General features: G+C 71.0%; 22 protein-coding genes. 9 read left to right on the forward strand and 13 right to left on the reverse strand.

Annotated elements, in window-relative coordinates; translation table 11 throughout:
- Nucleotides 1–7: 7 nt before the first annotated feature.
- Genes rpsP through CIW48_RS07140 form a run of 4 tightly spaced genes read right to left on the reverse strand, consistent with a single transcriptional unit; the run spans nucleotide 8 to nucleotide 2512 of the window.
- Complete coding sequence (rpsP, locus tag CIW48_RS07125) at nucleotides 8–370, reverse strand: 30S ribosomal protein S16 (protein WP_020092607.1); 363 nt, start codon at nucleotides 368–370, stop codon at nucleotides 8–10.
- Between the two features lie 7 nt (nucleotides 371–377).
- Complete coding sequence (locus CIW48_RS07130) at nucleotides 378–710, reverse strand: chorismate mutase (protein WP_091778386.1); 333 nt, start codon at nucleotides 708–710, stop codon at nucleotides 378–380.
- Nucleotides 707–2278 carry a signal recognition particle protein gene (gene ffh, locus CIW48_RS07135; protein ID WP_091778384.1) on the reverse strand — a complete coding sequence of 524 codons (1572 nt, stop codon included), beginning with the start codon at nucleotides 2276–2278 and terminating at the stop codon, nucleotides 707–709. The genes CIW48_RS07130 and ffh overlap by 4 nt, the downstream gene beginning before the upstream one ends.
- Before the next feature lie 15 nt (nucleotides 2279–2293).
- Nucleotides 2294–2512, reverse strand: a complete 219-nt coding sequence (locus CIW48_RS07140; protein ID WP_149310189.1) for a glutathione S-transferase — start codon at nucleotides 2510–2512, stop codon at nucleotides 2294–2296.
- A 312-nt stretch (nucleotides 2513–2824) separates the two neighbouring features.
- Here CIW48_RS07140 and CIW48_RS07145 point away from each other — a divergent pair, with 312 nt between their 5' ends.
- Both CIW48_RS07145 and CIW48_RS07150 read left to right on the forward strand, forming a co-directional pair.
- Nucleotides 2825–3454, forward strand: a complete 630-nt coding sequence (locus CIW48_RS07145) for an ATPase (protein ID WP_149310190.1) — start codon at nucleotides 2825–2827, stop codon at nucleotides 3452–3454.
- 326 nt (nucleotides 3455–3780) lie between these two features.
- On the forward strand, nucleotides 3781–4914 hold the full coding sequence (locus tag CIW48_RS07150; RefSeq protein ID WP_149310191.1) for an aromatic ring-hydroxylating dioxygenase subunit alpha: 1134 nt from the start codon (nucleotides 3781–3783) through the stop codon (nucleotides 4912–4914).
- 7 nt (nucleotides 4915–4921) lie between these two features.
- Here CIW48_RS07150 and CIW48_RS07155 read toward each other — a convergent pair whose 3' ends face one another.
- Nucleotides 4922–5641 (reverse strand): class I SAM-dependent methyltransferase, encoded by a 720-nt coding sequence (locus CIW48_RS07155; RefSeq protein ID WP_149310192.1) that lies wholly within the window; start codon nucleotides 5639–5641, stop codon nucleotides 4922–4924.
- A gap of 75 nt (nucleotides 5642–5716) precedes the next feature.
- Here CIW48_RS07155 and trmD point away from each other — a divergent pair, with 75 nt between their 5' ends.
- Nucleotides 5717–6466 (forward strand): tRNA (guanosine(37)-N1)-methyltransferase TrmD, encoded by a 750-nt coding sequence (gene trmD / locus CIW48_RS07160; RefSeq protein ID WP_149310193.1) that lies wholly within the window; start codon nucleotides 5717–5719, stop codon nucleotides 6464–6466.
- Here trmD and CIW48_RS07165 read toward each other — a convergent pair.
- Nucleotides 6424–6603, reverse strand: a complete 180-nt coding sequence (locus CIW48_RS07165) for a hypothetical protein (protein ID WP_091778371.1) — start codon at nucleotides 6601–6603, stop codon at nucleotides 6424–6426. The two genes, trmD and CIW48_RS07165, sit on opposite strands and share 43 nt — an antisense overlap.
- A gap of 215 nt (nucleotides 6604–6818) precedes the next feature.
- Between CIW48_RS07165 and CIW48_RS07170 the strand changes: the two genes are divergently transcribed.
- Nucleotides 6819–7988, forward strand: a complete 1170-nt coding sequence (locus CIW48_RS07170) for a phosphoserine transaminase (protein WP_149310194.1) — start codon at nucleotides 6819–6821, stop codon at nucleotides 7986–7988.
- Nucleotides 7989–8199: 211 nt separating this feature from the next.
- Here the strand turns inward: CIW48_RS07170 and CIW48_RS07175 are convergent, their stop codons facing one another.
- The 3 genes from CIW48_RS07175 to tesB all read right to left on the reverse strand — a co-directional run bounded on the left by CIW48_RS07175 (nucleotide 8200) and on the right by tesB (nucleotide 11314).
- Nucleotides 8200–9699, reverse strand: coding sequence for an ammonium transporter (locus tag CIW48_RS07175; protein ID WP_149310195.1), 1500 nt, complete (start codon nucleotides 9697–9699; stop codon nucleotides 8200–8202).
- 81 nt (nucleotides 9700–9780) lie between these two features.
- Nucleotides 9781–10119 carry a P-II family nitrogen regulator gene (locus tag CIW48_RS07180; RefSeq protein ID WP_010683623.1) on the reverse strand — a complete coding sequence of 113 codons (339 nt, stop codon included), beginning with the start codon at nucleotides 10117–10119 and terminating at the stop codon, nucleotides 9781–9783.
- 295 nt (nucleotides 10120–10414) lie between these two features.
- Nucleotides 10415–11314, reverse strand: a complete 900-nt coding sequence (gene tesB / locus CIW48_RS07185; protein ID WP_149310196.1) for an acyl-CoA thioesterase II — start codon at nucleotides 11312–11314, stop codon at nucleotides 10415–10417.
- 99 nt (nucleotides 11315–11413) lie between these two features.
- On the opposite strand from tesB, the gene CIW48_RS07190 reads away from it, so the two are divergent.
- Nucleotides 11414–12679 carry an FAD-dependent monooxygenase gene (locus CIW48_RS07190; RefSeq protein WP_149310197.1) on the forward strand — a complete coding sequence of 422 codons (1266 nt, stop codon included), beginning with the start codon at nucleotides 11414–11416 and terminating at the stop codon, nucleotides 12677–12679.
- A 28-nt stretch (nucleotides 12680–12707) separates the two neighbouring features.
- Here the strand turns inward: CIW48_RS07190 and CIW48_RS07195 are convergent, their stop codons facing one another.
- The 4 genes from CIW48_RS07195 to CIW48_RS07210 all read right to left on the reverse strand — a co-directional run bounded on the left by CIW48_RS07195 (nucleotide 12708) and on the right by CIW48_RS07210 (nucleotide 19275).
- The gene (locus tag CIW48_RS07195; protein ID WP_246695160.1) at nucleotides 12708–13892 is read right to left on the reverse strand and encodes an acyltransferase family protein; all 1185 of its coding nucleotides are present in this window, start codon (nucleotides 13890–13892) and stop codon (nucleotides 12708–12710) included.
- Between the two features lie 40 nt (nucleotides 13893–13932).
- Complete coding sequence (locus CIW48_RS07200; RefSeq protein WP_149310198.1) at nucleotides 13933–14436, reverse strand: cupin domain-containing protein; 504 nt, start codon at nucleotides 14434–14436, stop codon at nucleotides 13933–13935.
- A 152-nt stretch (nucleotides 14437–14588) separates the two neighbouring features.
- A complete protein-coding gene (locus CIW48_RS07205) occupies nucleotides 14589–16121 on the reverse strand; it encodes a glycosyltransferase (protein ID WP_149310199.1) in 1533 nt (510 codons plus the stop codon).
- 19 nt (nucleotides 16122–16140) lie between these two features.
- Nucleotides 16141–19275, reverse strand: coding sequence for a rhamnan synthesis F family protein (locus tag CIW48_RS07210; RefSeq protein WP_149310200.1), 3135 nt, complete (start codon nucleotides 19273–19275; stop codon nucleotides 16141–16143).
- A 553-nt stretch (nucleotides 19276–19828) separates the two neighbouring features.
- Between CIW48_RS07210 and CIW48_RS07215 the strand changes: the two genes are divergently transcribed.
- From CIW48_RS07215 to CIW48_RS07235, 4 genes are all read left to right on the forward strand, one after another.
- Nucleotides 19829–20833, forward strand: coding sequence for a MoxR family ATPase (locus CIW48_RS07215; RefSeq protein WP_091926269.1), 1005 nt, complete (start codon nucleotides 19829–19831; stop codon nucleotides 20831–20833).
- 2 nt (nucleotides 20834–20835) lie between these two features.
- Nucleotides 20836–21747 (forward strand): DUF58 domain-containing protein, encoded by a 912-nt coding sequence (locus CIW48_RS07220; RefSeq protein WP_149310201.1) that lies wholly within the window; start codon nucleotides 20836–20838, stop codon nucleotides 21745–21747.
- A 7-nt stretch (nucleotides 21748–21754) separates the two neighbouring features.
- Nucleotides 21755–24574, forward strand: coding sequence for a DUF4159 domain-containing protein (locus CIW48_RS07225; protein ID WP_149310202.1), 2820 nt, complete (start codon nucleotides 21755–21757; stop codon nucleotides 24572–24574).
- Between the two features lie 337 nt (nucleotides 24575–24911).
- Nucleotides 24912–26996, forward strand: a complete 2085-nt coding sequence (locus tag CIW48_RS07235) for a hypothetical protein (protein ID WP_149310204.1) — start codon at nucleotides 24912–24914, stop codon at nucleotides 26994–26996.
- Nucleotides 26997–26999: the final 3 nt, after the last annotated feature.

Here is a 26999-nt window from a genome sequence, read left to right on the forward strand (position 1 = left end):
GAGCGCCTTACGCGGCAGCGTCCTCGGCGGGGGCGGCGGCCTTCTCGGCGCGCTTGGCGGCGCGCTCCTTGGCCTTCTCGCCCGGCTCGGCCTTCTGCGGGTTGTTGCGGGTCGGGCGCTTGGCGAGGCCCGCCTGGTCGAGGAAGCGCAGGACGCGGTCGGTCGGCTGCGCGCCCTTGGCGAGCCAGCTCTGGATCTTCTCGTTGTCGAGCACGATGCGAGCCGGATCGTCCTTGGCCTTCATCGGGTCGTAGGCGCCGACCTTGTCGATGAAGCGGCCGTCGCGCGGGGCGCGGGCGTCGGCGACGACGATGCGGTAATAGGGGCGCTTCTTGGCGCCGCCGCGGGTGAGACGGATCTTGAGGGCCATGGTCTGACTACTTTCGCTGTTGCTCGATCTGGGACTCGTGGTCCGCCTTGATCGACTGGTGGTGCCGAATGACTTCCTTGACCACGAAGGCCAGAAACTTCTCGGCGAAGTCGGGGTCGAGCTTGGCCTCGACCGCGAGCTTGCGGAGCCGGGCGACCTGACGGGCCTCCCGGTCCGGATCGGAAGGGGGGATCCCCTTTCGGGCCTTGAGCTCGCCGACGCGCTGCGTGCAGCGGAACCGCTCGGCGAGGAGATGGATCAGCGCCGCATCGAAATTGTCGATGCTGTCCCGCAGGCGCGCAAGTTCGGGATCGACGGCCTGCGCCGCGAGCACGTTCATTTCTTCTTCCCCGGCATGAACCCGCCGAGACCCGGCAGCTTCGGGCCGCCGAGGCCGGGAAGACCCGGGAGTTTCGGCATCCCGCCGCCCCCGCCCAGGCCCGGCGGCATCGGCGGCAGCTTGCCACCGAACTGCTTCTCGAGCTGGGCGATCTGCTCCGGCGTCGGCTCCGGCATGCCGGGCGGCAGGCCGGGCATGCCGCCCATACCACCCATCCCGCCGCCGCCCAGGCCGAACATCGAGCCGAGCGCCTGCCCGATCCCGCGCTTGCCCTGGCCCATCGCCTTCATCATGTCGGCCATGGTCCGGTGCATCTTCAGGAGCTTGTTGATCTCCGAGACGTCGACCCCTGAGCCCGCCGCGACGCGCTTCTTGCGGCTGTTCTTGAGGAGGTCGGGGTTCTTGCGCTCCTGCGGGGTCATCGATGAGATGATCGCCCGCTGGCGCTTGAACATCTTCTCGTCGAGGTTGGCGCCCTCGACCTGCTTCTTGATCGCGCCCATGCCGGGCAGCATGCCCATCAGGCCGCCGATGCCGCCCATCTTCTCCATCTGGGCGAGCTGCATGGACAAGTCCTCGAGATCGAACTTGCCCTTGCGCATCTTCTCCGCGGTGCGGAGCGCCTGCTCGTGGTCAATGGTCTCGGCGGCTTTCTCGACCAGCGAGACGATGTCGCCCATGCCGAGGATGCGGTTGGCGACGCGGGCCGGGTGGAACTCCTCCAGCGCGTCGACCTTCTCGCCGACGCCGACGAGCTTGATCGGCTTGCCGGTGACGGCGCGCATCGACAAAGCCGCGCCACCGCGGGAATCGCCGTCCATCCGGGTCAGCACGATGCCGGTGACGCCGAGCCGCTCGTCGAAGGCGCGGGCGGTATTGACTGCGTCCTGGCCGGTGAGCGCGTCGGCGACCAGCAGCACCTCGTGGGGCTTCGTCGCGGCCTTCACCTCGGCGGCCTCGGCCATCAGGCCCTCGTCCACCGTGGTGCGGCCGGCGGTGTCGAGCATCACCACGTCGAAGCCGCCGAGGCGGGCAGCGTCCATGGCGCGCTTGGCGATCTGCACCGCCGACTGGCCGGCGACGATCGGCAGGGACTCGACGCCGACCTGCTTGGCCAGGACCGCGAGCTGCTCCATGGCGGCCGGGCGGCGTGTGTCGAGAGAGGCGAGCAGCACCTTGCGCTTCTCGCGGTCGGAGAGTCGCCGGGCGATCTTGGCGGTGGTGGTGGTCTTACCCGAACCCTGCAGGCCGACCATCAGGATCGGCACCGGTGCGGGGGCGTTGAGATCGACGGTTTCGGCGTCGGTGCCGAGCATCGCCACGAGCTCGTCGTTGACGATCTTCACGACCATCTGGCCGGGGGTGACCGACTTGAGCACGACGGCGCCGACGGCCTTTTCCTTCACCTTGTCGGTGAAGCCGCGCACCACTTCGAGGGCGACGTCGGCCTCCAGCAGCGCGCGGCGCACCTCGCGCATGGCGGCGGTGACGTCGGCTTCCGTCAGGGCGCCCCGCCGGGTGAGCCCCGAGAGGATGCCGGAGAGGCGGTCGGACAGGCCTTCGAACATGCTCTGGACCCGCGGTTACTGTTCGAGGCCGGCGCGCTCGACGCGGCGCGCCTGGAGGGCGGCCTCGAAGCTGCGCAGGGCGCCCGCAAACTTGTCCCGGCAATCCGGGTTGCAGAAGCCGACCACGGCGCCGTTGTAGAGCGTCAGCGAGTCGGCCGAGATCGGCTTGCCCGACCACGGGCAGGTCTCGTTGATCGCGTCCTCGATCTTCAACGCTTCTTGATCTCGCGTCATGCGGGTGCCTCGGCCGGCGGATCCCGTCGCGGCGGATCGGCCCAACATCCATCGCGCCCGAGGGCGCGGACGCGCTGTCGGGCGTTGACCTCCGGTCTCACGGGACCGGTCGGCTTGGCATCGGTCGATCTGCAACGGATCGGGAGGGCGGGGCGTAGCCGCACGCGGCCGGAAAGTCAATTTTTACGCCTCTTCCGAGCTAACCCGGTGGGCTCCGACGCCCGATCGCGCAGGCCGAACCGCGTTAACCTTTACCGATCGTTAAGCATGTTGGGCTTGTCTTCGGGCCATATTCGCTCAGGACGCCCGCCGATGTCGGAACCCGCCCGCTCTCTCTCGCCGACCGAGTCCGGCAGCTTTCCCGCGACCGGTCCGCTCCGCGACTGGCTGACCGCGATGAAGGCCCAAGCGCCGATGGAGACGCGCAGCGACGTACGGTCGGTGGAGGCGCAGCCGGAGCCGAAGCGGGCTCGCGGCGGCGAGGCAGCCTGGTCGCCCCGCGTCGTGCCGGGCCCTGAGGTGCCGCGGGCGACGGCGGAGGATCCCGATATCGCCGAGCTGATGGCCGAGAACCTGATGCTTAAGGCCAAGCTCCGCATGGAGGCGGAGCGTCAGGACGAATTGCAGGCCATTCTGGCCGACGAGATCCGGACCCTGCGCGAACATATCCGCGACGAGATCGGCTCGCTGGAGGATCTGCGGACCGAGCAGGAAGAGGTCCGCAGCGAGCGCGAAGAGTTCCGCAGCGAGCGGGAGCGCTTCCGGATCGAGCGCGAGGAGCTGCGCGCCGAGCGCGACCGGGCCATGGCGGAACGCGACGCGCTGCGGTCGGAGCGCCTGACCCTGGCAGGCGAGCGCGATAGCCTGCGCGAGGAGCGCGACCTGTGGCGCGCCCGAACCGAGGCGCTGGCCCAGCCGCTGTTCCAGGCTCAGCGGCGTTGACGGCGCGACCTGCCTCATCCCTGAAAAGCCGAAGGGCCACCCGAGAGGGTGGCCCTTCCATTGCCGAACCGTGATGTCCGGCGGAACTGTCCCGAGATCGGGTCTCTGACGCGCCTTAGAGTGACGCGCCGGAGGCGACGGTCCAGGTCCGATGAGCCGAGACACACGGCTGATGACAATGAGACACTGGATCACCTCCTTTCGTTGGTTGCAGGTGAGGCGAAGGTAGGTGGCCGGGCTCGGCTTGTGAAGCCCCTCGCCTGCGCCCCTTTGTCCACCCCGGCCCAATCCCTTGCCGGCGCTTCCCCGCCCCTGCGGCCGGGCGTATGACGGGTGCTCCGAGGTCAGCCCGAACCGCCTTGAACGCGCCCTTCGCCAATCCGTCCCGCCCTGCCGACGAGGCCGCGCTCGATCCCGACGCGATGCGCCAGCCGCTCGGCCAAGCGTGGTATTGCGTCGGCCAATCCCGCAGCCTCGGTAAGGCGGGCAGCCGGACCGGCCTGCGGGCCGTTGAGTTGAACGGCGAGCAGATCGTGCTCGGCCGCGCCCCCGACGGCACGCCCTTCGCGCTGCGCGACCGCTGCCCCCATCGCGGCATGGCCCTGTCGAAGGGGCGCTTCGACGGCGGCACCCTGATGTGCCCGTTCCACGGTTGGCGCTTCGGCACCGACGGGCGTTGCCGCGACGTCCCGACCCTGTCGGAGCACGACGCCGCCGATTTCTCGCGCATCCAGGTCCAGCGCTTCCCCATCCGCGAGAGCGCTGGCTTCCTCTGGGTGAACCCGCATCTCGGCCCCGCCGCGGGGTCGGTGCCGGAGGTGCCGACGCTGGATTTCGAGCCGGCCGGGTCGCTCGTCGTCGAACTCGTGGTCGAGGCCTCCTTCGATCTGACGACGCTGAGCCTCGTCGATCCCGGGCACGTGGCCTTCGTCCACGATACGTGGTGGTTCCGACCCTCGAAGCAGCTCCGCGAGAAGGTGAAGACCTTCCAGCCGGTGCCCCATGGCTTCGTGATGACGAGCCACGCCACGACGACGAGTTCGCCGGTCTACCGCCTGCTCGGCGGCATCCCGGAGGTCGAGATCGAGTTCCGCCTGCCCGGGGTGCGGCTGGAGCGCATTCGCGCGGGGGAGAAGCGCGTAGCGAATTACACCTTCGCGACGCCGCTGACGCCGGACCGGACCCTGCTTACCAACGCCCTCTACTGGAGCATGCCGGCCCTGAACCTGCTCAAGCCGGTGGCGCGCCCGCTGATGCGGCAGTTCCTGACCCAGGACCAGCAGGTGCTCCAGCACGCGCAGGACGGGCTCGACCGCAAGCCCACTATGGTGCTGTTCGGCCAGGGCGACCTGCCCTCGCAATGGTACTTCCGGCTGAAGCGCGAGGCCCTGGAATCGGACCGCGACGGGCGCCCGTTCGTCAACCCGCTGGAGCGCCGCGAGCTGCGCTGGCGCTCCTGATGCGACGCTACCGCGCCGTCGCGTCGTCGCGGCAGGGACGGATCGATTCCGGCCTCGGGCGGGCGTCCGGCGCGGGCGCCGCAAACACCGCCAGGTAGGCCCCGTCCGCGAGCGGCTGGAAGCCGGTCTCCCGGTAGCCCGCGGCGGCGAGCTCGCAGCGCAGGAGCGCCGGCGGCGTGCCGTGCCGCGACGGGATGGCGTTGGCATCCACGATCCCGACCCGACCACCCGGGCGCATCGCGGCGGCCAGGTTGTGGAGCAGGCCGAAGGGCTGGGTGATCTCGTGGTACATGTGGACGAGGATCGCCGCGTCGGCCGAGGCCGGGGGCAGGCGCGGGTCGTGCGGCTCGCCGCGCACGACCGTGACATTCCCGAGCGGCCGCACCCGCGTCTCCAGGGCCGCCAGGTAGGACGGCGTCACGTCCTCGGCGAGCACGCGGCCCCGCGGCCCGACCCGGGGGCTCAGCCGCACCGCGTAGTAGCCGCTGCCGGCGCCGATATCCGCCACCGTCTCGCCGGGGGCGATGCCCATCCCTTTGGCGACCTGCTCGAACTCGCCGGCTTTGTCGCGCTCGGCCTCCGAGGACCAGCGCGGCGCGACGATCTCGGCCACGGGCCGGTCGGGCCTGGGGAAGGCGCTGGCGGGCGCGCCCGGAGGCGCCAGAGGCTCGGCGGCGAGGGCCGGGCCGAGCACGGCGACGGAGAGGAGACCGAGGGAGCGGATCATGGCCGTCAACACGCCGGGCGCCCCGGCGGTGCCGAGCCCGTTGACCGTGCCGCACCCCGCGCGCCATCAAGCGCCATGACGCGCGCGGACACGCCCTGGCGGGCCACGATCCTCACCCTCTACCCGGAGATGTTCCCGGGCCCGCTGGGTGTCTCCCTGTCGGGCGATGCCCTGGCGCGGGGCGACTGGACTCTGGAGGCCCGCAACATCCGCGAGCACGGGCTCGGCCGCCACCGCTCGGTGGACGACACGCCGGCCGGCGGCGGGGCCGGGATGGTGCTGCGCTGCGACGTGCTCGGCGCCGCCATCGACGCCGCAACCGGGGCGGAGGATCCGCGCCCGCGCCTTCTGATGTCGCCGCGCGGCCGGCCGCTCACCCAGGCCCGCGTCCGCGACCTCGCCGTGGGACCGGGCGCGCTGATCGTCTGCGGCCGCTTCGAGGGCGTCGACGAGCGCGTGATCGCCGGGCGCGGCCTGGAGGAGGTCTCGATCGGCGACTACGTGCTGTCCGGCGGCGAGATCGCCGCGCTGGTGGTGCTGGACGCCTGCGTGCGGCTCCTGCCCGGCGTGATGGGCAAGATGGAATCCGGCATCGAGGAAAGCTTCGAGGGCGGGCTCCTCGAGTACCCGCACTATACGCGCCCCCGCGAGTGGGAGGGCCGCGCGATCCCGGACGTCCTCTCCGGCGGCAACCACGCCGCCATCGCCCGCTGGCGGCGGGCGGAGGCGGAGCGGATCACCGCCGAGCGGCGCCCGGATCTGCGCGACGGGGGCGGCTCCGGTCAGGCCGGCTCGAGGTCGATCACCGGGCCGTCGCGGTCGTAATCCAGCGGGTCGAGCTGCAGCGGCTGCGGCACGAGCCGCGGCGTCCGGCTCGCCAGCAGGAGGCGGGGTATTAAGGCCCCAATAACCAAGAGTAGAACGGACCAGACCGCCAATATCGCGGCGCTGTGGAAAGACATCGGCGCACCTCAAACGCTACGCGGCACCTCATTAAGGCTAACGGCCCCAGCTTAATCGACTGTTCCCCGCCGCCCGCGGCACTGTCCCGGCCAGGGGCAGCGCCGCGAAGACTGCTGGCGGGACAGGCGCTTGCAAGCCGGCCGGTTTCGGCGCATGCGCGAGCCGGGACGCGCCTCCCCGCGGGAGAGCGTCCCTCTGCAAGGATGGATCCGCCATGACCAGCCGCCCCACGCAGCGCCCGCGCGTGCCCCACTTCTCCTCCGGCCCCTGCGCCAAGCGCCCCGGCTGGAACCCGGCCGCCCTGGCCGACGCCGCCCTCGGCCGGTCGCACCGCTCTTCCGTCGGCAAGGCCAAGCTCGGCCGAGCGATCGACCTGACCCGCGCGGTCCTGCAGGTGCCCGCCGACTATCGGATCGGCATCGTGCCGGCCTCCGACACCGGCGCCGTCGAGATGGCGATGTGGACGCTGCTCGGGCCGAAGCCCGTCGAGGTCGCCGCCTGGGAGGCGTTCGGCAAGGAGTGGGTCACGGATGCGCTGAAGCAGCTGAAGATCGCGCCCCGCATCCACCAGACCCCCTACGGGATCCTGCCGGACCTCGCGGCGATCGACACGAAGCGCAGCGACGTGGTCTTCACCTGGAACGGCACCGCGGCCGGCGTGAAGGTGCCGGACGGCGACTGGATCGCGGCCGACCGCGAGGGCCTGACGATCTGCGACGCCACCTCGGCGGCCTTCGCTCAAGCCCTGCCCTGGGACAAGCTCGATGTCGTGACCTTCTCCTGGCAGAAGGTGATGGGCGGCGAGGCCGCGCACGGCATGCTGATCCTCTCGCCCCGCGCCGTGGCACGGCTCGAGAGCCACACGCCGTCCTGGCCGTTGCCGAAGGTCTTCCGCCTCACCAAGGACGGGAAACTGATTGAGGGCATCTTCAAGGGCGACACGATCAACACGCCCTCGATGTTGGCCGTCGAGGACTATCTCGACACCCTGGGCTGGGCCGAGCGGATCGGCGGGCTGACGGCGCTTCACGCCCGGGCCGACGCCAATGCCGGGGCGATCTACGACTGGGTCGCGCGCACGCCCTGGATCGCACCGCTGGCCGCCGATCCCGCCACGTACTCGAACACGGGCGTCTGCCTCGTGATCGCCGATCCGGACGTGCTCGCCCGCGGCGACGCGGCGGTCTCGGCCTTCGCGGCGGGGATCGTCGAGCGCCTCGACCGCGAGGGCGTCGCCCTCGACATCGGCGCCTACCGCGACGCGCCGGCGGGTCTGCGGATCTGGTGCGGCGCCACCGTTGAGACCGCCGATCTCGAGGCCCTGACGCCCTGGCTCGACTGGGCCTTCGCGGAGGAGAAGGCGGCGCTGACGCGGGCGGCGTAGAAGCTCTGGGGTCGATGCCCGGTCGCAGTCCCGCATCGCCTTTGCGAGCGGAGCGAAGCAATCCAGGCTTTCGCACCGTTTCCAACCGTAACGCTGCCCTGGGTCGCTTCGCTGCGCTCGCGAGGACGGCCTAACGTAAAAAACCCCGGCCCTTTCGGAGCCGGGGTTTTCTTGTGCGTGGACGCGGCCCCGTGGGGCCGCGCCGTCCGTCTCAGTAGTTGTAGGCCCGCTCGCCGTGATCGGCGATGTCGAGACCCTCGCGCTCCTCCTCCTGCGTGACACGCAGGCCGATCGTCACGTCGACGAGCTTGTAGAGGATCGCCGAGCCGATGCCCGACCACAGGAGCGTCAGGCCGACCGCCTCGGCCTGGATGATGAGCTGGCTCATCATGTCGTAGGCACCGACCGCCAGCTCGCCCGGCTTCGAGGTGTAGTCGGGGATGCCGACGCCGCCGAGGTTCGGGTCAACCAGGATGCCGGTCGCCAGCGCACCCAGGATGCCGCCGATGCAGTGAACGCCGAAGACGTCCAGCGAGTCGTCGTAGCCGAGCGCGTTCTTCACGGTGGAGCACATCACGAAGCAGACCACGCCGGCGACGAGGCCGAGCACGATCGACCCCATCGGGCCGGCGAAGCCGGAGGCCGGGGTGACGGCGACGAGGCCGGCGACCGCGCCCGACAGCATGCCGAGCAGCGACGGCTTGCCCTTGAGGGCCCACTCGGCGAACAGCCACGCCACCGCGGCGCCGCAGGTCGCCACGAAGGTGTTGAGCATGGCGAGCGCGGCGGTGCCGTTGGACTCGAGGTTCGAGCCGGCGTTGAAGCCGAACCAGCCGACCCACAGCAGCGAGGCGCCGATCATGGTCATGGTCAGCGAGTGCGGGGCGAGCAGGTCGCGGCCGTAACCGATGCGCTTGCCCATGATCAGGCAGCCGACGAAGCCGGCGATGCCCGCGTTGATGTGGACCACGGTACCGCCGGCGAAGTCGAGGGCGCCCTTCTGGAAGAGGAAGCCGGCATCCTTGTTGACCGCGTCGAGGGCCGCCTGGGCGGTCGCCTTCGAGGCGTCGTCGGTGGCGGCGGCCAGCGCCTTGGCGGCGTTGCCGACGGCGTCCGGGCCGGCCCAGTACCAGACCATGTGGGCCATCGGGAAATAGATGACCGTGACCCAGAGGATCGTGAACACCACCAGCGCGGAGAACTTCATCCGCTCGGCAAAGGCGCCGACGATCAGCGCGGGCGTGATCATGGCGAACGTCATCTGGAAGCACAGATAGGCGTATTCCGGTATCACGACCCCGTTCGAGAAGGTGGCCACCGTCGAATTCGCGTCGATGCCCTTCAGGAACGCCTTCGAGAAGCCGCCGACGAAGTCATTCAGGCCGCCGCCGTTGGTGAAGGCGAGGCTGTAGCCGTAGAACACCCAGAGCAGGCCGACGATCGACACGATCGCGAAGACCTGGGTGAGCACCGACAGCATGTTCTTGGTGCGCACGAGGCCGCCGTAGAACAGGGCCAGGCCCGGGACGCTCATCATCAGCACCAGGGCCGACGAGATCATCATCCAGGCCGTATCGCCCTTGTTGGGGATCGGCGAGGGTGGCGGCGAGGCGGCTTCCGGGGTCGGCGTCTGTGCGAGGGATGGCTCGATCAGGAGCGCGGCGATTGCCGCACCTCCCAAGCCGAGCATGAGGGCATGACGAAGTTTCATGGGCACGTGGCTCCCGGTCTTAGATCCGTGTTGTGTCAGGCGGTCTGGAAATCGGCGGGCCCGGGAGCTCCGGGCCGCGGATCAGAGGGCGTCGGCGTCGGTCTCGCCGGTCCGGATGCGCACCGCCTTTTCCAGCGGCATCACGAAGATCTTCCCGTCGCCGATCTGGCCGGTACGGGCGGCCCCGGCGATGGCGTCGATCACGCTGGATGTCAGGTCGGAGGCGACGGCGACCTCGATCTTCAGCTTGGGCAGGAAGCTGACCGCGTATTCCGCGCCGCGGTAGATCTCGGTATGGCCCTTCTGGCGGCCATAGCCCTTCACCTCTGTCACCGTCAGGCCGTGAACGCCGATTCCGGTGAGCGCGTCGCGCACCTCCTCGAGCTTGAACGGCTTGATGATGGCCATCACGATTTTCATGGGCGACGCCCCCTTCGAAGTCCTTGGGAACCGTTGCCGTCACCCGACATGCAGAACGGCCCGGACCGTCCGCACGCTCGGGATGGCCCGCGGTCGAAAGCCGCTATTCAAGGACTATGCCAGCCAAGGGCAACAAGGAACGTTTTCGTGCCTCGTCGTTCTGCCTACGGATTAGCCGATAGCGAGCAGATCCAGGGCAACCCCTCGGGCCAAGCCGCTCAATGGTAAGGCAATCTGCTCAAATCCGTGCACAGCACCCTGTTGCAACTGCGCAACACACGCATGAGATTGTCGTTTAATCCCGCGTGGGACGGATCAATCCCTCCTGCGCGACCGAGCCCACGAGGTTGCCGGCCCGATCGAAAATCTGGCCCCGTGCGAAACCGCGCGCGCCGCCGGCAACCGGACTGTCCTGCGCGTAGAGAAGCCAGTCGTCGATTCTGACGGGTCGGTGGAACCAGAGTGCGTGGTCGAGGCTCGCCGCCTGAATTGTCGGATCGAACACGGAGCGCGCGTGCGGGATCAGCGAGACGTCGAGCAGGGTCATGTCGGAGGCGTAGGCCAAGACCGCCCGATGGAGCGCCGGATCGTCCGGCAGCGTCGAAGCCGCACGCAACCAGACATTGAAGTTCGGCGCGGGTGCCCGACCGCCCGCGCCAGCGGGCAGGTAGCGATTCAGGTCGACCGGCCGCAGCGCGATCGGACGCTCCCGGCCGAAATACGCGGCGATCGCCTCCGGCATGCCGGTGCCGCCGGCCGCCGCCAGGGCCTTGCCGTCGAGGAGCCCCTCCGGTCCGGCCACCGTCGGCATCGGGGGCTGGTGGGTCAACCCCTCTTCGACGACCTGATAGGAGACCGTCGTGGCGAAGATCGCGCGCCCGTGCTGGATCGCCTTGACCCGGCGGGTCGTGAAGCTCCGGCCGTCCCGGATGCGCTCGACCTCGTAGACGATGGGCGTGCGGGGATCGCCCGGCAGCATGAAGTAGGCGTGCAGCGAATGCGCCGGGCGGTCGTCCGGCACCGTCCGGGTCGCGGCGACCAGCGCCTGCGCGACCACCTGCCCGCCGAAGACCCGCCTCCAGCCCGTCTTCGGGTTCTGGCCCCGGAACAGGTCGACCTCCAGTCGCTCGAGATCGAGGATGGCGATCAGCTCGGCGACGGCATCCGTCATCGCGTCGGTGTTGGCGTCGGTCATGGCCCGCGGGGTTTCCGTTCGTTGCCCGCATGCGACATAGGCTTTTCGAACGTACCAATCCACGCGCCCCGCACGCGGGAGCCAAGGAGATCCGCCACGATGACGGTCGAGACGCCCCGACCCGGCAGCCGCCGCCTCCTGATCGCCGGCGGCGGCCTGCCCAGCCTCGCCCTCGCCCTCGCCCTGAAGCAGGCCCACGGGCCGGCGCTGGCCGTGACGGTGATCGATCCGGGCGGCGCGGATCCCGCGCGGCATCGCGGTCGCGCCTACGCCCTCGCGGCGGGCGGCCGGCGGATGCTGGACCGACTCGCTCTGTGGGACCGCATCACCGACGCGGCCGAGCCGATCACCGAGATGGTGATCAGCGACAGCCGTCTTGCCGACCCGGTGCGGCCGGTCTTCCTGACCTTCGGCCGCGAGGCGGACGAGGAGCGCGGTGACGGCGCGCCCTTCGCCCACATGATCGAGGCCGAACCGCTGGCCGTGGCCCTGGCCGAGGCCTGCCGGGCGGCCGGGGTGGTGATCGAGGCCGCGGGGGTGGTGCGCGCTCTTCCGGAGGGTTCCACGATCCGGGCGACGCTGACGACCGGCGAGTCCCTGCGGGGCGATCTGCTGGTGGCCGCCGACGGAGCGCGATCGCGGCTGCGCGAGGCGGCGCGGATCGGCTGGGTCGGCTGGTCCTACCCGCAGGTCGGCATCGTGGCGACGATCGGCCATGCCCGACCGCACGGGGGCCGCGCCTTCGAGCATTTCCTGCCCGCGGGCCCCTTTGCGATCCTGCCGCTACGGGACGGCGGATCTCTGGGGCACCGTTCCTCCATCGTCTGGACCGAGCGGTCGGATGATGCCGAAGCCCTACTCTCCGGCGAGCCCGACGAGGTGCTGGCCGAGATCGAGCGCCGGTTCACCCTGGATCTCGGCACGCTCGTCCTCGAGCACGGTCCAAGCCGGCATCCCCTCGCCTTCGGCATCGCCCGGGCCTTCCGCGCCGAGCGCCTCGCCCTGCTGGGCGACGCTGCCCACGTGATCCATCCGATCGCCGGCCAGGGCCTCAATCTCGGGCTCGCGGATGCCGCGGCGCTGGCCGAGGCCGTGACCGGTGCGCTGCGTCTCGGCCTCGATCCCGGCGGTCCCGACGTGCTGCGCGCTTATGAACGCGCCCGGCGCTTCGACAGCTTCGCCATGGCGGCAACGACCGACGGGCTGAATCGCCTGTTCTCGAACGACGCCCTGCCGCTGCGGCTCGCCCGTGACCTCGGCCTCGGGATCGTGGACCGGCTGCCGGGGCTCAAGCGCTTCTTCATCGGCGAGGCCGCGGCCGCGCGTGGATCGCGACCGCGGCTGATGCGGGGCGAAGCACTCTGAGGAGACCTCGTCCCGCCGGGTGCGGTCTTCAGGCCTGGTCCGGAGCTGGGCTGGGCTCGGTGACCCGTGGGCGCACCGCGTTCCGGAATCGGATCGGCCCGAGCGCCAGAACCGCCCAGATCGCCGGGACGACAGCGATCAACCCGTCGCCGACACCGTAGGCGGCCTTACGGACGGACCGGATCGGCCTGCGCAAGAAGAACGCCGCGATCATGTGCAGCGGCAGACCGACGGCGGCCAACAGCACCAGAAAAATCCACCTGTCCCATCCCGGCAGCTGCGGGGACAGGACGAGAAAAGCGCCGCTTACGATGTAGAGTTCGAAACTCGCCCGGCCTACGTATGCTGCCATCGCACGCGGCATCCCGCGCAGGTGGCCGACCACCATCAGCATGAACCAGCATCCCGCCACCGCCGCGACCGCGAACAGCGTCGGGTCACCGTATAGACCGGTTGCGACATGGACTAAGTTGCTCGGCGCGCACAGCAGGAGAACGGCAAGGCTGCAGAAGCCGAGCAAGACGGACACGTCGAAGACGCGTCGTCCGAACCGCCGCCCCGCGACATAGAATGGCAGAGCACCGACCAGCGAGTAGATCTGCCAGAACCTGAATGCTTGCTCGCTGCAGAGCCAGGAGACGGCAAGGGAGCCAGCCAGAACAAGCCAATATCCGTAGGGCCGGGCCGCCGCGAGCGCCGCCGCGTAGATCACCCGCACCAGCCCTAGGACGATCAGGAACCAGAGCACGGCCAAGCCGAGCCCGTCGCCGCGCAGATGGTTCAGCAGCGCGGCCTCCAGCGACAGCGTGCCATTGAGAAGCTGGGGCATGAGCCCAATGGCGCTGAACGCCAGCGCTGTCAGCAGGAGCTTCAGGGCAGAGAGGCCCGACGCCCCGAAATCCTCGTACCCCTTGATGTTATCGGTCACGCCGCAGAGCAAGAAGAAGAACGGCATGTGGAAGGCGTAGATGACGCGCCAGACATCGAAGGCCGGACCTTGAGAGATCCAGGACTGATCGAGAAAGAGCGGCTGCAGGAGGTGTCCATAGACCACCAGCAGCATGGCGAGACCGCGCGCGGCATCGAGTTCTCTGTCGCGGTGGTGGGCCATCAGATCGGCTCGCGTCGTCGAAGATCTGATGATGCCCCGCCAAGCTTTAGCAAGCCGTATCACCAGATTGCCAAATCGAACCTGAAATCGGCTTTCGATCATCGTCACGCTGAGGGATGCATCGGAAAGCCGCGCGCGTAGCTCAGCCGGTAACGAGCGCGCGGGCCCGGCGCACCCAGCGCAGAGACGCTTCGATCAGGGTGGGGCTGCGATGCTTGAGGATCGCGGATTTCAGCAGCGTCCGGGGCACCTCCCAGAGTTGGACGGACCCGACCGGGAAATGCGCCACGTCGCCCGGTGTCAGGTGATGGCGCCGGCCATCCGCCTCTGTGATGAAGACCTCGCCATCGAGGATGGTGATGATCTCGTCGGCGTGGTGGGTCCAGCGGAACGTGCTCGCCGTGGTGCGCCACAGGTAGACCTGCGCGCTCCCGTCATGGGTCTGCGAGACCTCCGCGACCTCGGTGACCGGATCGCCCGAAACCACCCAGTTCGCCGGGATCGGCGCAAGGCTGTAGGCGGCCCCGCCGGGCCGGATCGCCGTGCTCGCGACAGGACGACCCTGCTCGTGCAGCCGGATTTCCGCGTAGAGGCCCACTATGGCCAGACCGACGAGAAGGGCAGCGGCGAAGGAAAACTTCTTCACGCTCAGCTCCGCACCTCGGCGCACAGGGCCCGGTCCGGCGAAGACGACACGGGCCGCGCCTCGGCCTCAGGGCGTAGCGGCTCGGGCCATCCTGTTCCAGCAGGTCGCTCAGATCTTCGCGTATTGTCCTTAATCCGGCCCGCGGCGGCCGCTCAGGCCGCGTCCGCCCGGCGCTCCGTGATCCAGCGCGTCGCGTCGGCCCGCGGGGCGACGACATCGGTGTCGATGCGCAGCTGCGGGCTGTAGGCCGGATCCTCCGCGATGACGTCGCCCCAGCGGCGCAGGAAGCGCGCGATCTGCGAGCCCGGCGCGAAGCTGGTCTGCCGCGAGGCGCTCTCGTGATGCGCCATCTCGGCGAAGGGCGTGTAGACGATACGGTAGCCGAGCTGCCGCATTTTCAGGCACAGGTCGACGTCGTTGAAGTCGAGGGCGAAGCCCTCGTCGAAGCCGTTGACCGCCTCCAGCACCGCTTTGCGGGTGGCGAAGAGCGCCCCGGTCACGGCCGAGCAGTCCCGCTGCGTCAGGGCCCAGTCGCCGTAGGTCGGCTCGGCCGCGTCTCGGTTGTACCAGGGATGGGCGAAGACGTCGAAGATGCCGCCGGTCATGCCGGCATGCTGGATCTTGCCCGTGGGGAACAGCAGCCGGCCGCCGGCGCCGCCGACGCCGCGGTCCAGCGCGAAGGTCAGGAGCGCCTCGATCCAGCCGGGCCGGCGCACGACGAGGTCGTCGTTCATCAGGATGACCAGGTCGGTCTCGGCCGCGCGCCAGAGCGTGTTCATCTTGGCCGCGTAGTTGAACCGCTCGCCCGGGGCCCGGGTCGTCAGCAGGCGGGTCACGGTGAAGCGGTCGGAGCGCCCGCGATAGATCGCGTCGTCCGCCACGTCGTCGCCGATCAGCACGCGGATCCTGTCGGCCGGGTAGGTGCTGCGGCCGAGACTGTCGAGCAGGTTGATCACGTGGGGCTTGGCGCCCTCGACGGCGCGGCCCTGATCGTCCTTCGGGCGGCTCTGATTGGTCGGCACGACCAGGGTCACGGCCGGCCGCGCGTCGAAGGTCCGGCGGATCTCCAGCGTGTCCGCGGTCAGCCCGGGGGCGGCGCGCAACGGCATGCCGGACGTCTCGAACCAGCGATCGAGGGCGTGGGCGCGCGCCGTGCGCGTCGCCTTCGCGCGCTCCAGCGGCGAGGCGATCAGGGTCTGGGGGATCCGGTCGATGCCGATCCCCGCGGAGATCGCGCCGAGCAGGAACCGGAACCAGGCGGCGCTGCCGTGGCGCAGGCCGAAGTCGGGGCTCAGACCGGCCAGGGCCGAGATGCGGACGAGGAGCGGGAAGCCGATGTAGTCGTCGGCCATGAGGAGGGCCGGGTTGAACGCCGGCTTGCAGTGGACGCTGCGGACCTGCCCGGCGCCGTCCACCACGGCGTCGTCGCCGTAGAAGATGCCGATATCGGGCCGCTCCGCCAGCGCGCGCGTCAGGTGCGCCACGAGGTCGGGGCGCAGCTCGGAGGCCGCGGGGGCGACGAAGATCGCCCGGCAGGCGGGGAGCTGACCGGCCGCGACCTGGCCGAGCCGGCGCTCGTCGACGGGGCGGAACTGGGCGTCCAGGGGCAGCGGCAGGATCGCGTCCGGCCACGGGAGCGTGCCCCACGAGGTCGACGGGGCCGGAACCGGCTTCTTCTTCAACACGGGTCGCGTCTCCGGGACGTCAGGAACGTTCGGCCGCCAGCAGACGGGTCAGGCTCGCCTCCATGGCGGAGGCCACCGCGCCGATGGACAGCCGCTCGCGGATCCGGGCTCTTGCGGCGGCGCCGATCCGGGCCGCGTCGCCGCCGGTCACCGCCCGGGCCGCGTCGTTGAGGGCCCGGGTCAGGTCCGCCTCGTCCACCTGGCCCCACTCGGCGCCGCGGAGATAAGGGCCGTAGGTCTGGTCGAGCGCCGTGACCTCCGCCTTCACGGGGAAGCCGCAGGCGGCGTCGAGGAAGTCGCGGCAGCCGCCGTAATCGGTGGCGACCACGACCTTGCCCATCTCCATCGCCTCGGCGATCGTCAGGCCGAAGCCCTCCGAGGAGTGCGACGAGGCGTAGACCGCGCAGAGATCGAACAGCGCGCCGAGCTCGTTCTGGGAGAGCGGCTGGTCGATCACCACCACGTCGCCCGACGTGCCCACGAGGTCGAGGAGCTTCTTGCCTTCCTCCGGCAGGTCGAAGACGTGCTTGGTCTTGAGCACGAGCTGCCAGCCCGCCTGCCCGAGCCCGGCCGCCCGGAAGGCGCGGATCAGCGCGTGCGGGTTCTTGCGGGCGAGGTAGCTGGAGCCGTCGAAGGCGTAGAGGATCACCCGCTTGGACGGGTCGATCGCGAAGGCCTTGCGCAGGTTCGCCTTGGCGGCGGCGCTCACCGGCTCGCCGGCCTCGTTCTCGACCACGTAGGGCACCACGTCGACCGGGATGTCGGTGATCTGCCGGAAGATCGCCGCGCAGAACTCCGTGGGTGCCCAGATCGCGTCGAGACCGTCGACGGTGGGCAGCCAGCCGCCGGGCACGTGGGAGGTCTCCCAGACGAACAGCCCGATCTTCAGCCGCGCCTCCGCGGCGATCGCCCGTTGCCGGTCGCTCATCAGCGAGTGCCAGCTGTCGCCGTTGAAGTGCACCAGGGCGACGTCGGCGGGCCCCGAAAAGGTCCGGGCCTGCCACGCGGGCGCCACCCGGGCGTGGACGTGGAACGGCCGCTCCATCGGGTGGACATTCAGCGCGAAGGGCGTGCGGTGCAGGGCGCGGGCGTAGCTGCGGGCCGCCACGCCGAGGCCGTTGGCGTAGTTCATCGGCGAGACGTAGGCGACGCGCAGCGGCCGCTCCGGCGCCTGGGGCCTGCGCAGGTCCGCCCAGACCCGCGCCCCCGGATACGTGTAGGTCACGTCGAGCCGGTCGAGGTCGAAGCCGCGCTCGGCGATCGCCTCCCGCACCGCCGCCCCGCCGATCGCGGCGTGCTCGCCCAGCAGCGAGCGCTTCACGAACGGGAAGCCCTGGCTGAGCATGTTCTCCCAGTCGAACAGGGTGCGGTTGTTGCGCGGGTCGTTGACCAGCGACATGTGCTTGTTCTGGGCCGAGAACAGGCTGCGCATGCCAAGCCCGGCCGCGCGCATCCGCTGCGAGAAGGTGAGCTCGTACTCGGTGATGACCGAGTTCTTGTCCGGCCAGTTCGCCACCGACAGAAGGAAGTGGCTGAACGCGTAGGACGACAGGCAGCGCCGCTTCAGGGCCAGGAAGAAGCTCTGGAGGTGGTGGCTGTAGTAGAAATTGTCGGCGAGCCCGATCACCGCCTCCGGGAAGGCGTCGATCTTCGCGAGCAGGCCGGCGAAGTCGTCGCGGTCGAGGGGCCCGACGAGACTGTCGTTGGCGAGATAGAGCGTCTCGGAATCGAGGAGGTCCGTGTCCTCCAGGAGGACATGCGCCCAGGCGGCGAAGTCGAAGCCGCTGTTCTCGCGCAGGTAGACCGAAGCGCAGAGACCCAGGATCGCCTGCGGCACGGCGTTCTTGTGCTGGTCGGCGGCGATGATCAGGACGAGGTCGGTCCCGTTCTCCGCGAAGGCCCGCAGGTAGGGCTCGACATGGCCGCGGATCCGCCCCTCGGGACAGTGGGTGATGAACAGGGCCGTGCGGCCGTGCCGGCGGGGTTCGCGCTTCAGGCAGGAGAGGCGCGCGTCGGAGGCTTCCGGCACCGCGGCCCCGGGGACGCGGCGGGTCAAGCGGCCCGCTTCCAGGCCGGTCGTGACGTAGTCGATCAGCGGGTTGAGGCCCAGCGCGGCGACCTTCGGGTAGCGGGCGCGGTACCAGGGCGCGTCGAAGCGCGGCGACGGGCTCGTCGTGCGGCCCCCGTCGGCGAGGAAATGCGCCAGCGGGTTCTGCCCGGCCGCGTCGTCGAGCAAGTAGGTCTCGGTGTACCAGCGCGTGTCGAACCAGGGTCCCGGATCGAGGCCCTCGGCGGCGCCGTGCTCCAGGTAGTGGACCAGCGGGTTGAGGCTGTCGGCCCGCACCGCGGCGGCCTGGGCCGCATACCAGTCGGGATCGAACAGCGGGTGCGGCGCGGTGCGGCGGTAGCCGCCGGCCATCACGTAGTGCTCCAGGGGCTCGAGCCCGCTGGTCTCGGCCTCGGGGCAGCGATCCCGGTAGAACGCGGCGTCGAACAGGCCCGACCGGCGGATCAGGTCGACGTGCCGCGACAGGCCGGCGAACTCCTCGGGGTTGCGCAGGTATCCCTGCTTCCGTCCTGTCTCGAAGAAGTGGCTGAGGGCGTTGCCGCCGGCCGCGCGGGCATCCGGGTAGCGCGACAGGTACCAGGCCGTATCGAACAGCGGTGACGGGTCGGTGTCACCCCGCGACAGGAAATCGGAGAACGCCCGGGCGCGGTTCTCGACACCGCCGAGGTAGCGCGTCGCGTACCAGTCCGGGTCGAACAGCGGGTTGGGACGGATGCCCGCCGCGGCGCCGTGGTCGAGGTAGTGGAGCAGCGGGTTGGTGCCCTCGGCCCGGAGGCCCGGGACGGAATCGAGGTACAGGTCGCCGTGGAACAGCGGGTGCGGCCAGCGCCCCTCGCGCCCGCCATGGACCGCGTAGTGCACCGCCGGATCGATCCCCTCGCCGACCACGTCGGGGTAGCGCCTTGCGTACCAGGCCGGATCGAACAGGCCGGATTCCTTGACGGCGCGGACGAGGTCCGCCTGACGGGGCTCGCTGCGGCGGCGGCCCTTGAGGCGCCGGGTCAGCGGGCGCGCGAGGGATTGCGCCGCGCCGGCGAGGCCGGCCTTCTCCGACGATCCGACGACGAACACATCTCGAAGGCGCATGGTCAGGTCCGGATACGCGGGAAGCCCGCAAAGCTGCCCACGCCGCGATCCGCGAGAGACATCAGAGGGTTCGGCCGGTCCGGCGGTCGCGGGTGAGGATCGCCCCGGCTTGGGCGCCTTCCTAAAGGTCCGGGTCGCCGACGCCAAGAGCGGGGCGGAATCGGCGATCGCCCCGAGACGCGGAGGTCTCTTCTACCGGCGTGCGAAGCGCGGGTTCCCGCTCCCGTGCGGGAGAGGGACAGGGTGAGGGATGCGCGGCGGCATGAGAGGGCGCGACGTGAACGCGCGTCGGTGGTCGCCTGAGGCCTGGGACGTCTCGTCCTTCACTACAACCCTCTCCCGCTCGGGAGGGGAGCCCGTCGCGCTCTGCCGGAGTGTCGGCGTCCGACATATCGCGGTCGGGCTCGGCCTCGGCGAGGGCGTCGGACGTCGCAAACACGGCCGCGAACGAGCGTGCGGCGATCCCGACCTTGCCAGCCCGGCACCTGAAGCCCCACACTTGCGGGATTAGCCGGCGGGTCCCGCGGGACCCGGGCAGGAGATGGATATCGGCATGACGCAGGGGATCAGCCCGGCCACCGCCCTGGACGACGGCATCGTGGCGACGGCGGAGAGCTGCCTCGCCGCGGTCGGCGCGGCCCGCGAGGCGATCCACGGGGTGATCTTCGGCCAGGAGAAGGTCGTCGATCTCGCACTCGTGACCATCCTGGCCGGTGGCCACGGCCTGCTGGTCGGCCTGCCGGGACTCGCCAAGACCAAGCTGGTCGAGACGCTCGGCACGGTGCTCGGCCTCGACGCGCGGCGCGTGCAGTTCACACCGGACCTGATGCCCTCCGACATCCTCGGCACCGAGATCCTGGAGGAGGACGCCGAGCGCCGCCGGGCCTTCCGGTTCGTACAGGGACCGGTCTTCACGCAGCTCCTGATGGCCGACGAGATCAACCGGGCGAGCCCGCGCACGCAGTCGGCCCTGCTCCAGGCCATGCAGGAGGGCCACGTCTCGGTGGCTGGCGCCCGCCACGACTTGCCCCGGCCATTCCACGTTCTGGCGACCCAGAACCCGATCGAGCAGGAGGGCACCTACCCGCTGCCCGAGGCGCAGCTCGACCGATTCCTCCTGGAGATCGACGTCGGCTACCCCGACCGCGCCGCCGAGCGGCGGATCCTGATCGAGACCACCGGCGTGGACGAGGCGCGGCCGCGGGCCGTGATGTCCACCGAGCAGCTGCTCACCGCCCAGCGCCTCGTGCGCCGACTGCCGGTGGGCGAGGCCGTGGTGGAGGCGATCCTGGACCTCGTCCGCGCCGCCCGACCGGACAGCGGCGACGCGATCGTGAAGGACAAGCTGCTCTGGGGTCCCGGCCCCCGCGCCAGCCAAGCGCTGACGCTCGCCGCCCGCGCCCGCGCGCTGATCGAAGGTCGGGTCGCCCCCTCGGTGGCTGACGTGAAGGCGCTCGCCGAGCCGGTGCTCAAGCACCGGATGGCGCTGAGTTACACCGCCCGCGCCGACGGCGAGACCATCGAGGGCCTGATCGCCAAGCTCGCGGAGAAGCTCTGACTTTGGTCGCGACGAACGCCCTCGACGCCGGCAGGCGCACCCCCGGCCGGCGCGAGAGCGAGGGCGCGACCGCCCTCTCCGACAAGATGCCCCGCCTCGTCCTGGAGGCGCGCCGCGTGTCGAGCCTGCTGGCCCACGGCCTCCACGGCCGCCGCCGCGCCGGGCCGGGCGAGAGCTTCTGGCAGTTCCGACCCTTCGTCACCGGCGAGGCAGCCGCCCGCGTCGACTGGCGCCGCTCGGCCCGGGACGACCGGCTCTACGTCCGCGAGCGCGAATGGGAAGCGGCCCACAATATCTGGCTGTGGATCGACCGCTCGGCCTCGATGGGTTTCGTGTCCGACCTCGCCTCAGCCTCCAAGATCGAGCGGGCGCTCGTCCTCGGGCTCGCCCTCGCGGATGCCTTCGTCGAGGGCGGCGAGCGGGTGGGCCTGCTCGGCCTGACCCGCGCGAGCGCGTCGCGGGGCATCGTCGAGCGTTTGGCCCAGGCGCTCGTGGCCGACCATGCGGGCCTGACCCAGGACCTGCCGCCCCGGGCCAGCCCCGCCCGCTTCGACGAGGTGGTGCTGATCGGCGACTTCCTCACCGAGCCCGACCGGATCGCCGCCGCGGTGCAGAGCCTCGCCGGCCGCGGCAGCCGCGGCCATCTCCTTATGGTGGCGGACCCGATCGAGGAGACCTTCCCGTTCACCGGTCAGGCCGTCCTGCACGACCTCGAGCGCGGCCTCAGCCTCGATATCGGCGACGCCGACGCCTGGGGCGCGCGCTACCGCGCCCGGATCGCCGAGCACCGGGCCGCCCTCGCGTCCATCGCCCGCGGTCAGGGCTGGACGCTGACGATCCACCGCACCGACCGGCCGGCGAGCGAGGCGGCCCTGCGGCTCGCCACGCTGATCGCCGCCCGCGGCGCGGAGTGAGGCCGCCATGCTGGGTCTGACCTTCGCGGCACCGCTGGCGCTCGCCGCCCTGATCGGCCTGCCCGCCCTGTGGTTCCTGCTGCGGGTGACCCCGCCGCGCCCGCGCCGGATCAACTTCCCGCCGCTCAAGCTCGTCGCCGACCTGATCCCGCAGCGGCAGACCCCGGCGCGCACGCCGCCCTGGCTGCTGATCCTCCGGCTCCTGATCGCCGCCGCGCTCATCCTCGCGGTGGCCGGGCCGGTCTGGAACGCCGGGGGTGTCGGGGCCGGCGGTGGCCGCAGCGCGCTCCTCGTGCTCCTCGACAACGGCTTCCCGGCCGGCCACGACTGGCGCGACCGGCTGCGCGTCGCCACCGACGCGGTGGAGGGCGCCGCCCGGGACGGACGCCCGGTGGCGGTGATCGGCCTCGCCGATGCCCCTGCTTCCTTCGAGGCGAAGACGCCGGCCGCCGCCCTGGAGCGCCTGCGCGCCCTCGTGCCGCGCCCGATCCTCCCCACCCGCGACGCGCATCTCGCGACGATCGAGGCCTTCCTCGACAAGAACCGGGGCGCCGGCCTCGTCTGGATCAGCGACGGCGTCGCCGGCGCGAACGACACGCGCTTCGCCAAGGGACTCGCCGGCCTGGTGGGTGACATGGGCGCGGCCCTCACGGTGCTGCGGGCCGACAGGCCGCCGGCCCTCGCCCTCACCGCGACCGAGAATGCCGGCAAGCTCGTGACGCACGCCCTGCGGGCGGCGCCGAACGGGCGCGACGCCGGGGTGATCCGGGCGCTCGACCAGAAGGGCCTGCCGCTGGCCGAGCGCGACTTCGCCTTCGCGGCCGACGCCACCGAGGCGGACGCGACCTTCGAGATGCCCGTGGAGCTGCGCAACAGCATCAGCCGGCTGGAGATCGCGGGCGAGCGCTCGGCCGGCGCCGTGGTGCTGCAGGACGAGCGCGGCAAGCGGCGCCGGGTCGGCCTCGTCTTCGGCGGTACCCTCGACCAGGCGCAGCCTCTCCTGGCGCCGACCTACTACCTGTCGCGGGCGCTCCAGCCCTTCGCGGACGTGCAGGAGCCGCGGGGCGCCAAGGGCACGGCGGACTCGATCAACCAGCTCCTCGACAATCAGGTCTCGGTCCTCGTGCTGGCCGATGTCGGGGCGCTCGACGAGAAGACCACCGCCCGGGTCGAGAGCTTCGTGAAGGAGGGCGGGATGCTGCTGCGCTTCGCCGGCCCGCGGCTCGCCGCCGGCAACGATCCGCTTGTGCCGGTGCGGCTGCGCCGGGGCGGCCGGACGCTCGGCGGCACGCTCTCCTGGGACAGCCCCAAGACCCTGGCGCCCTTCCCTCCCGAGAGCCCCTTCGCAGGCCTGACGCCACCGCCCGATATCGGCGTGCGCCGCCAGATCCTGGCCGAGCCGGACGGCGACCTGCCGAACCGGACCTGGGCGTCCCTCCAGGACGGCACGCCGATCGTCACCGCGCAGAAGCGTGGCCAGGGCACGATCGTGCTGTTCCACGTCACTGCCGACACGACGTGGTCGAACCTGCCGCTGTCCGGGTTGTTCATCGACATGCTCCGGCGCGTCGTGGCGCTGGCCGGCGCCTCGGCGCCGGTGCAGGGGGATGCCGCGCGGGCCGCTACACCGGTGCTCGCGCCGCGGGTGACGCTGGACGGGTTCGGCGCGCTGGGCTCGCCCCCTGCCTCGGCCACCGCGGTGTCGGCCGACTACGCCGACCGGGCGAACCTTGAGCATCCGCCGGGCTTCTACGGCCCGCCGGACGGAGGCATCAGTGTGAACGCCCTGAAACCGGATGACCGGCTGAAGCCCCTCGACATCGCTGCGCTCGACGGTGCCCGGTTCGGGTCGCTGGCGGGGGCCGAGACCCTGGACCTGCGGCCGAGCCTGTTCACCCTGGCGCTGCTGCTGCTGGCCCTCGACACCCTGGCGGGCCTGTGGCTCGGCGGCTTCCTGCGCCGCGGCGGTCTTGCGGCCCGCCTGCGCGGCCGGCCGGCCGTGCTGGCCCTCGCCGGCCTGGTCCTGCTCGCCGCCCTGCCGGCGCGCCCGGCCCGCGCGGAGGAGCCGCCGGCCAACCGGCCGAACGGCATCGAATCGGCGCTGGTCACGCGCCTCGCCTACGTGATCACGGGCGACGCCGCCGTCGACGAGGCGAGCCGCACCGGCCTCACCGGCCTGACCCAGATGCTGGCCGCGCGCACCGCGCTGGAGCCGGGCGAGCCCGCCGGGATCGATCCGGCGAAGGACGAGCTGGCCTTCTACCCACTGATCTACTGGCCAATCGCCCCGAACCGGCCGCAGCCCTCAGACGTCGCGATCCGCAAGATCGACGCGTTCATGCGCAACGGCGGCTCGGTCCTGTTCGACACCCGCGACGGCCTCACGGCGCGGCCCGGCGGCCCGCCCACCCCGGAAGGTGCGTATCTTCGGAAGATGCTGGCGACGCTCGAGGTGCCGGAGCTGGAGCCGGTGCCCCTCGACCACGTGCTCACGAAGGCGTTCTACCTCGTTGACAGCTTCCCGGGCCGCTACGCCACTGGCCAGACCTGGGTGGAGGCGCTCCCGCCCGCCGCCGAGGGCGCCGAGCGTCGCCCGGCCCGCGCGGGAGACGGGGTGAGCCCGATCATCATCACGGGCAACGACCTCGCTGCCGCCTGGGCGGTGGGCCGCCGGGGCGAGCCGCTCTACCCGGTCGTCGGCGGCGACCAGCGCCAGCGCGAGATGGCGTTCCGCGGCGGCGTCAACATCGTGATGTACACGCTGACCGGCAACTACAAGGCGGATCAGGTTCATGTGCCCGCGCTACTGGAGCGGCTGGGACAGTGATGGATTCGGACACTCGGCTCGAGGCCGCATCCTCTCCCATCTCTCCGCGCCTAGAGATCCGAAATGGGCGCGCAGCGATGCGGCGGCAGGACAGGGCGCGGGTCCCCTCTCCCGTGCGGGAGAGGGACAGGGTGAGGGACGAGAACGCTCCGGATGAGGCGCGTCTCGTCGGTGGGGCGCTGGCGTGCTCGGGACGGAAGCGTCTTATCTCTCACCACAGGCTCCCTTTCCCGCATGGGAGAGGGAGCCTGTGGTGCCTGCCCGAACCGCCATGTGAACCTGGCGGTGCATGGAATGAAGCGAGGCGTCGCCTCACGGATCCGGAGTGCTCTGCCCCATGCTGAGCCTCAGCTTTACCCCCCTCCTCCCGTGGCCGGCCGTCGCCGTCCTGGGCGTGGTCGTTGCCGCCCTGGCGGTGTTCGCCGTGCTGGCGCGCGGCCGGACCGCGCTGCTGCGGGTCCTCGTCCTCGCGCTGATACTGGCGGCGCTCACCAACCCGGCGCTGGTGCGCGAGGACCGGGAGCCCGTGAAGGACGTGGCGGCCATCGTGGTCGACCGGTCCGGGTCCCAGCAGCTCGGTGACCGGCCTCAGATGACCGACGCGGTCCGCGCCGAGTTGCAGCGCCGGTTCGGTGCGCTCACCGATATCGAGCCCCGCTTCATCGACGTGCCGGATTCCAAGGATGGCGATGACGGCACCAAGCTGTTCACGGCCCTGAGCCAGGCGCTCGCCGACGTGCCGCCGGAACGCCTCGCCGGGATCGTGATGCTCACCGACGGCGTGGTGCACGACGTCCCCGCCTCCCTGGCCCAGCTCGGCATCAAAGCGCCGCTCCACGTCCTCGTCACCGGCCACCCGGACGAGCGCGACCGGCAGATCAAGCTCTTGGAGGCACCGCGCTTCGGCATCGTCGGCAAGGATCTGACGATCCGCGCCGAGGTCATGGAGCGCGGCGGCACCGGCCACGCCGTCGTCACCGTGCGCCGCGACGGCGAGGAGATCGGCCGGCGGGACGTCGCCACCGACAAGCCGTTCGCCCTCAACCTGCGCATCGAGCACGGCGGCCCGAACGTAGTGGAGATCGAGGTCGAGCCCCTGCCGGGCGAGCTCACCACGGTCAACAACCGGGCGGTCCTGCCCATCGAGGGCATCCGCGAGAAGCTCCGGGTGCTGCTCGTCTCCGGCGAGCCGCACCAGGGCGAGCGGACGTGGCGCAACCTCCTCAAGTCGGACGCCAATGTCGACCTCGTCCACTTCACGATCCTGCGCCCGCCGGAGAAGCAGGACGGCACGCCGATCTCGGAACTCTCCCTGATCGCCTTCCCGACCCGCGAGCTGTTCGTCCAGAAGATCAAGGATTTCGACCTCATCATCTTCGACCGCTACGCCAACCAGAGCGTGCTGCCGCAAGCCTATTTCGACAATATCGTCCGCTACGTGCGCGAGGGCGGCGCCCTGCTGATCGCGGCGGGTCCGGAATTCGCCGGACCCGCGAGCCTCGCGCGCACGCGGCTGGCCGGCATCCTGCCCGGCGACCCCGACGGCCGGGTCGTCGAGAAGCCCTACAAGGCGACGCCGACGCAGATCGGCCAGCGGCATCCGGTGACCCGCGCCCTGCCGGGCTCGGACGCGAACCCGCCGGCCTGGGGCGACTGGCTGCGCATCATCGAGGCCCGGACCCGGCCCGGCATCCAGCCGATCCTGTCGGGCGCCGAGGGGCTGCCGCTGCTCGCCCTTTCGCGCGAGGACAAGGGTCGCGTCGCCCTGCTGCTGTCCGATCACGCCTGGCTCTGGGCGCGAGGCTACCAAGAGGGCGGCCCCTATCTCGACCTGCTCCGCCGCCTCGGCCACTGGCTTATGAAGGAGCCGGCGCTTGAGGAGGAGGCGCTGCGCGCCCAGACCACCGGGCGCGGCCGCGAGGTACGTGTCGAGCGCCAGACCATGGCGGACCAGGTCGAGCCGGTCACCGTGACGGGCCCGACCGGCAAGGTGACGACGCTGACGCTCAAGCCCAATGAGCCCGGCCTGTTCACCGCGACCTTCGACGCGGAGACTCTGGGCCTGCACACCCTGCGCTCGGGCAACCTCGTGGCCTTCGTCAGCGTCGGGCCAGCCAACCCGCGCGAACTGGCCGACGTGTTCAGCGGTACCGAAAGGCTGAAGGCCGTAGCCGACGGCTCGGGCGGGTCGGTGCGCCGGGTCGCCGGGACCGGCGGCGGGATCGACGTGCCGCGGCTGGCGCTGGTGCGTGGCGGTCGTCTGGCGGGCGGCGACTGGATCGGTTTCCGGCCGAGCGACAGCGCCAACATCCGCGGCGTCGAGGTCTACCCGCTGGCGCTGGGTCTCGCCGCGCTTGCGGCCCTGGCGGCGGCGGTGCTGGCCATGTGGCTGGTGGAGGGCCGACGCGGCCGAGCTGCGTGAATG

This window comes from Methylobacterium sp. P1-11, from assembly GCF_008329595.1.
GTDB lineage: Bacteria > Pseudomonadota > Alphaproteobacteria > Rhizobiales > Beijerinckiaceae > Methylobacterium.

Coding starts and splice junctions, on each gene's coding strand:
- CIW48_RS07165 (WP_091778371.1), bottom strand. CDS start 6,603: ATGTCTTTCCACAGCGCCGCGATATTGGCGGTCTGGTCCGTTCTACTC.
- CIW48_RS07150 (WP_149310191.1), top strand. CDS start 3,781: ATGACGGGTGCTCCGAGGTCAGCCCGAACCGCCTTGAACGCGCCCTTC.
- CIW48_RS07235 (WP_149310204.1), top strand. CDS start 24,912: ATGCTGAGCCTCAGCTTTACCCCCCTCCTCCCGTGGCCGGCCGTCGCC.
- CIW48_RS07145 (WP_149310190.1), top strand. CDS start 2,825: ATGTCGGAACCCGCCCGCTCTCTCTCGCCGACCGAGTCCGGCAGCTTT.
- tesB (WP_149310196.1), bottom strand. CDS start 11,314: ATGACCGACGCCAACACCGACGCGATGACGGATGCCGTCGCCGAGCTG.
- rpsP (WP_020092607.1), bottom strand. CDS start 370: ATGGCCCTCAAGATCCGTCTCACCCGCGGCGGCGCCAAGAAGCGCCCC.
- CIW48_RS07130 (WP_091778386.1), bottom strand. CDS start 710: ATGAACGTGCTCGCGGCGCAGGCCGTCGATCCCGAACTTGCGCGCCTG.
- CIW48_RS07140 (WP_149310189.1), bottom strand. CDS start 2,512: ATGACGCGAGATCAAGAAGCGTTGAAGATCGAGGACGCGATCAACGAG.
- CIW48_RS07190 (WP_149310197.1), top strand. CDS start 11,414: ATGACGGTCGAGACGCCCCGACCCGGCAGCCGCCGCCTCCTGATCGCC.
- CIW48_RS07225 (WP_149310202.1), top strand. CDS start 21,755: ATGCTGGGTCTGACCTTCGCGGCACCGCTGGCGCTCGCCGCCCTGATC.
- ffh (WP_091778384.1), bottom strand. CDS start 2,278: ATGTTCGAAGGCCTGTCCGACCGCCTCTCCGGCATCCTCTCGGGGCTC.
- CIW48_RS07180 (WP_010683623.1), bottom strand. CDS start 10,119: ATGAAAATCGTGATGGCCATCATCAAGCCGTTCAAGCTCGAGGAGGTG.
- CIW48_RS07175 (WP_149310195.1), bottom strand. CDS start 9,699: ATGAAACTTCGTCATGCCCTCATGCTCGGCTTGGGAGGTGCGGCAATC.
- CIW48_RS07195 (WP_246695160.1), bottom strand. CDS start 13,892: ATGATCGAAAGCCGATTTCAGGTTCGATTTGGCAATCTGGTGATACGG.
- CIW48_RS07210 (WP_149310200.1), bottom strand. CDS start 19,275: ATGCGCCTTCGAGATGTGTTCGTCGTCGGATCGTCGGAGAAGGCCGGC.
- CIW48_RS07215 (WP_091926269.1), top strand. CDS start 19,829: ATGACGCAGGGGATCAGCCCGGCCACCGCCCTGGACGACGGCATCGTG.
- CIW48_RS07170 (WP_149310194.1), top strand. CDS start 6,819: ATGACCAGCCGCCCCACGCAGCGCCCGCGCGTGCCCCACTTCTCCTCC.
- trmD (WP_149310193.1), top strand. CDS start 5,717: ATGACGCGCGCGGACACGCCCTGGCGGGCCACGATCCTCACCCTCTAC.
- CIW48_RS07155 (WP_149310192.1), bottom strand. CDS start 5,641: ATGATCCGCTCCCTCGGTCTCCTCTCCGTCGCCGTGCTCGGCCCGGCC.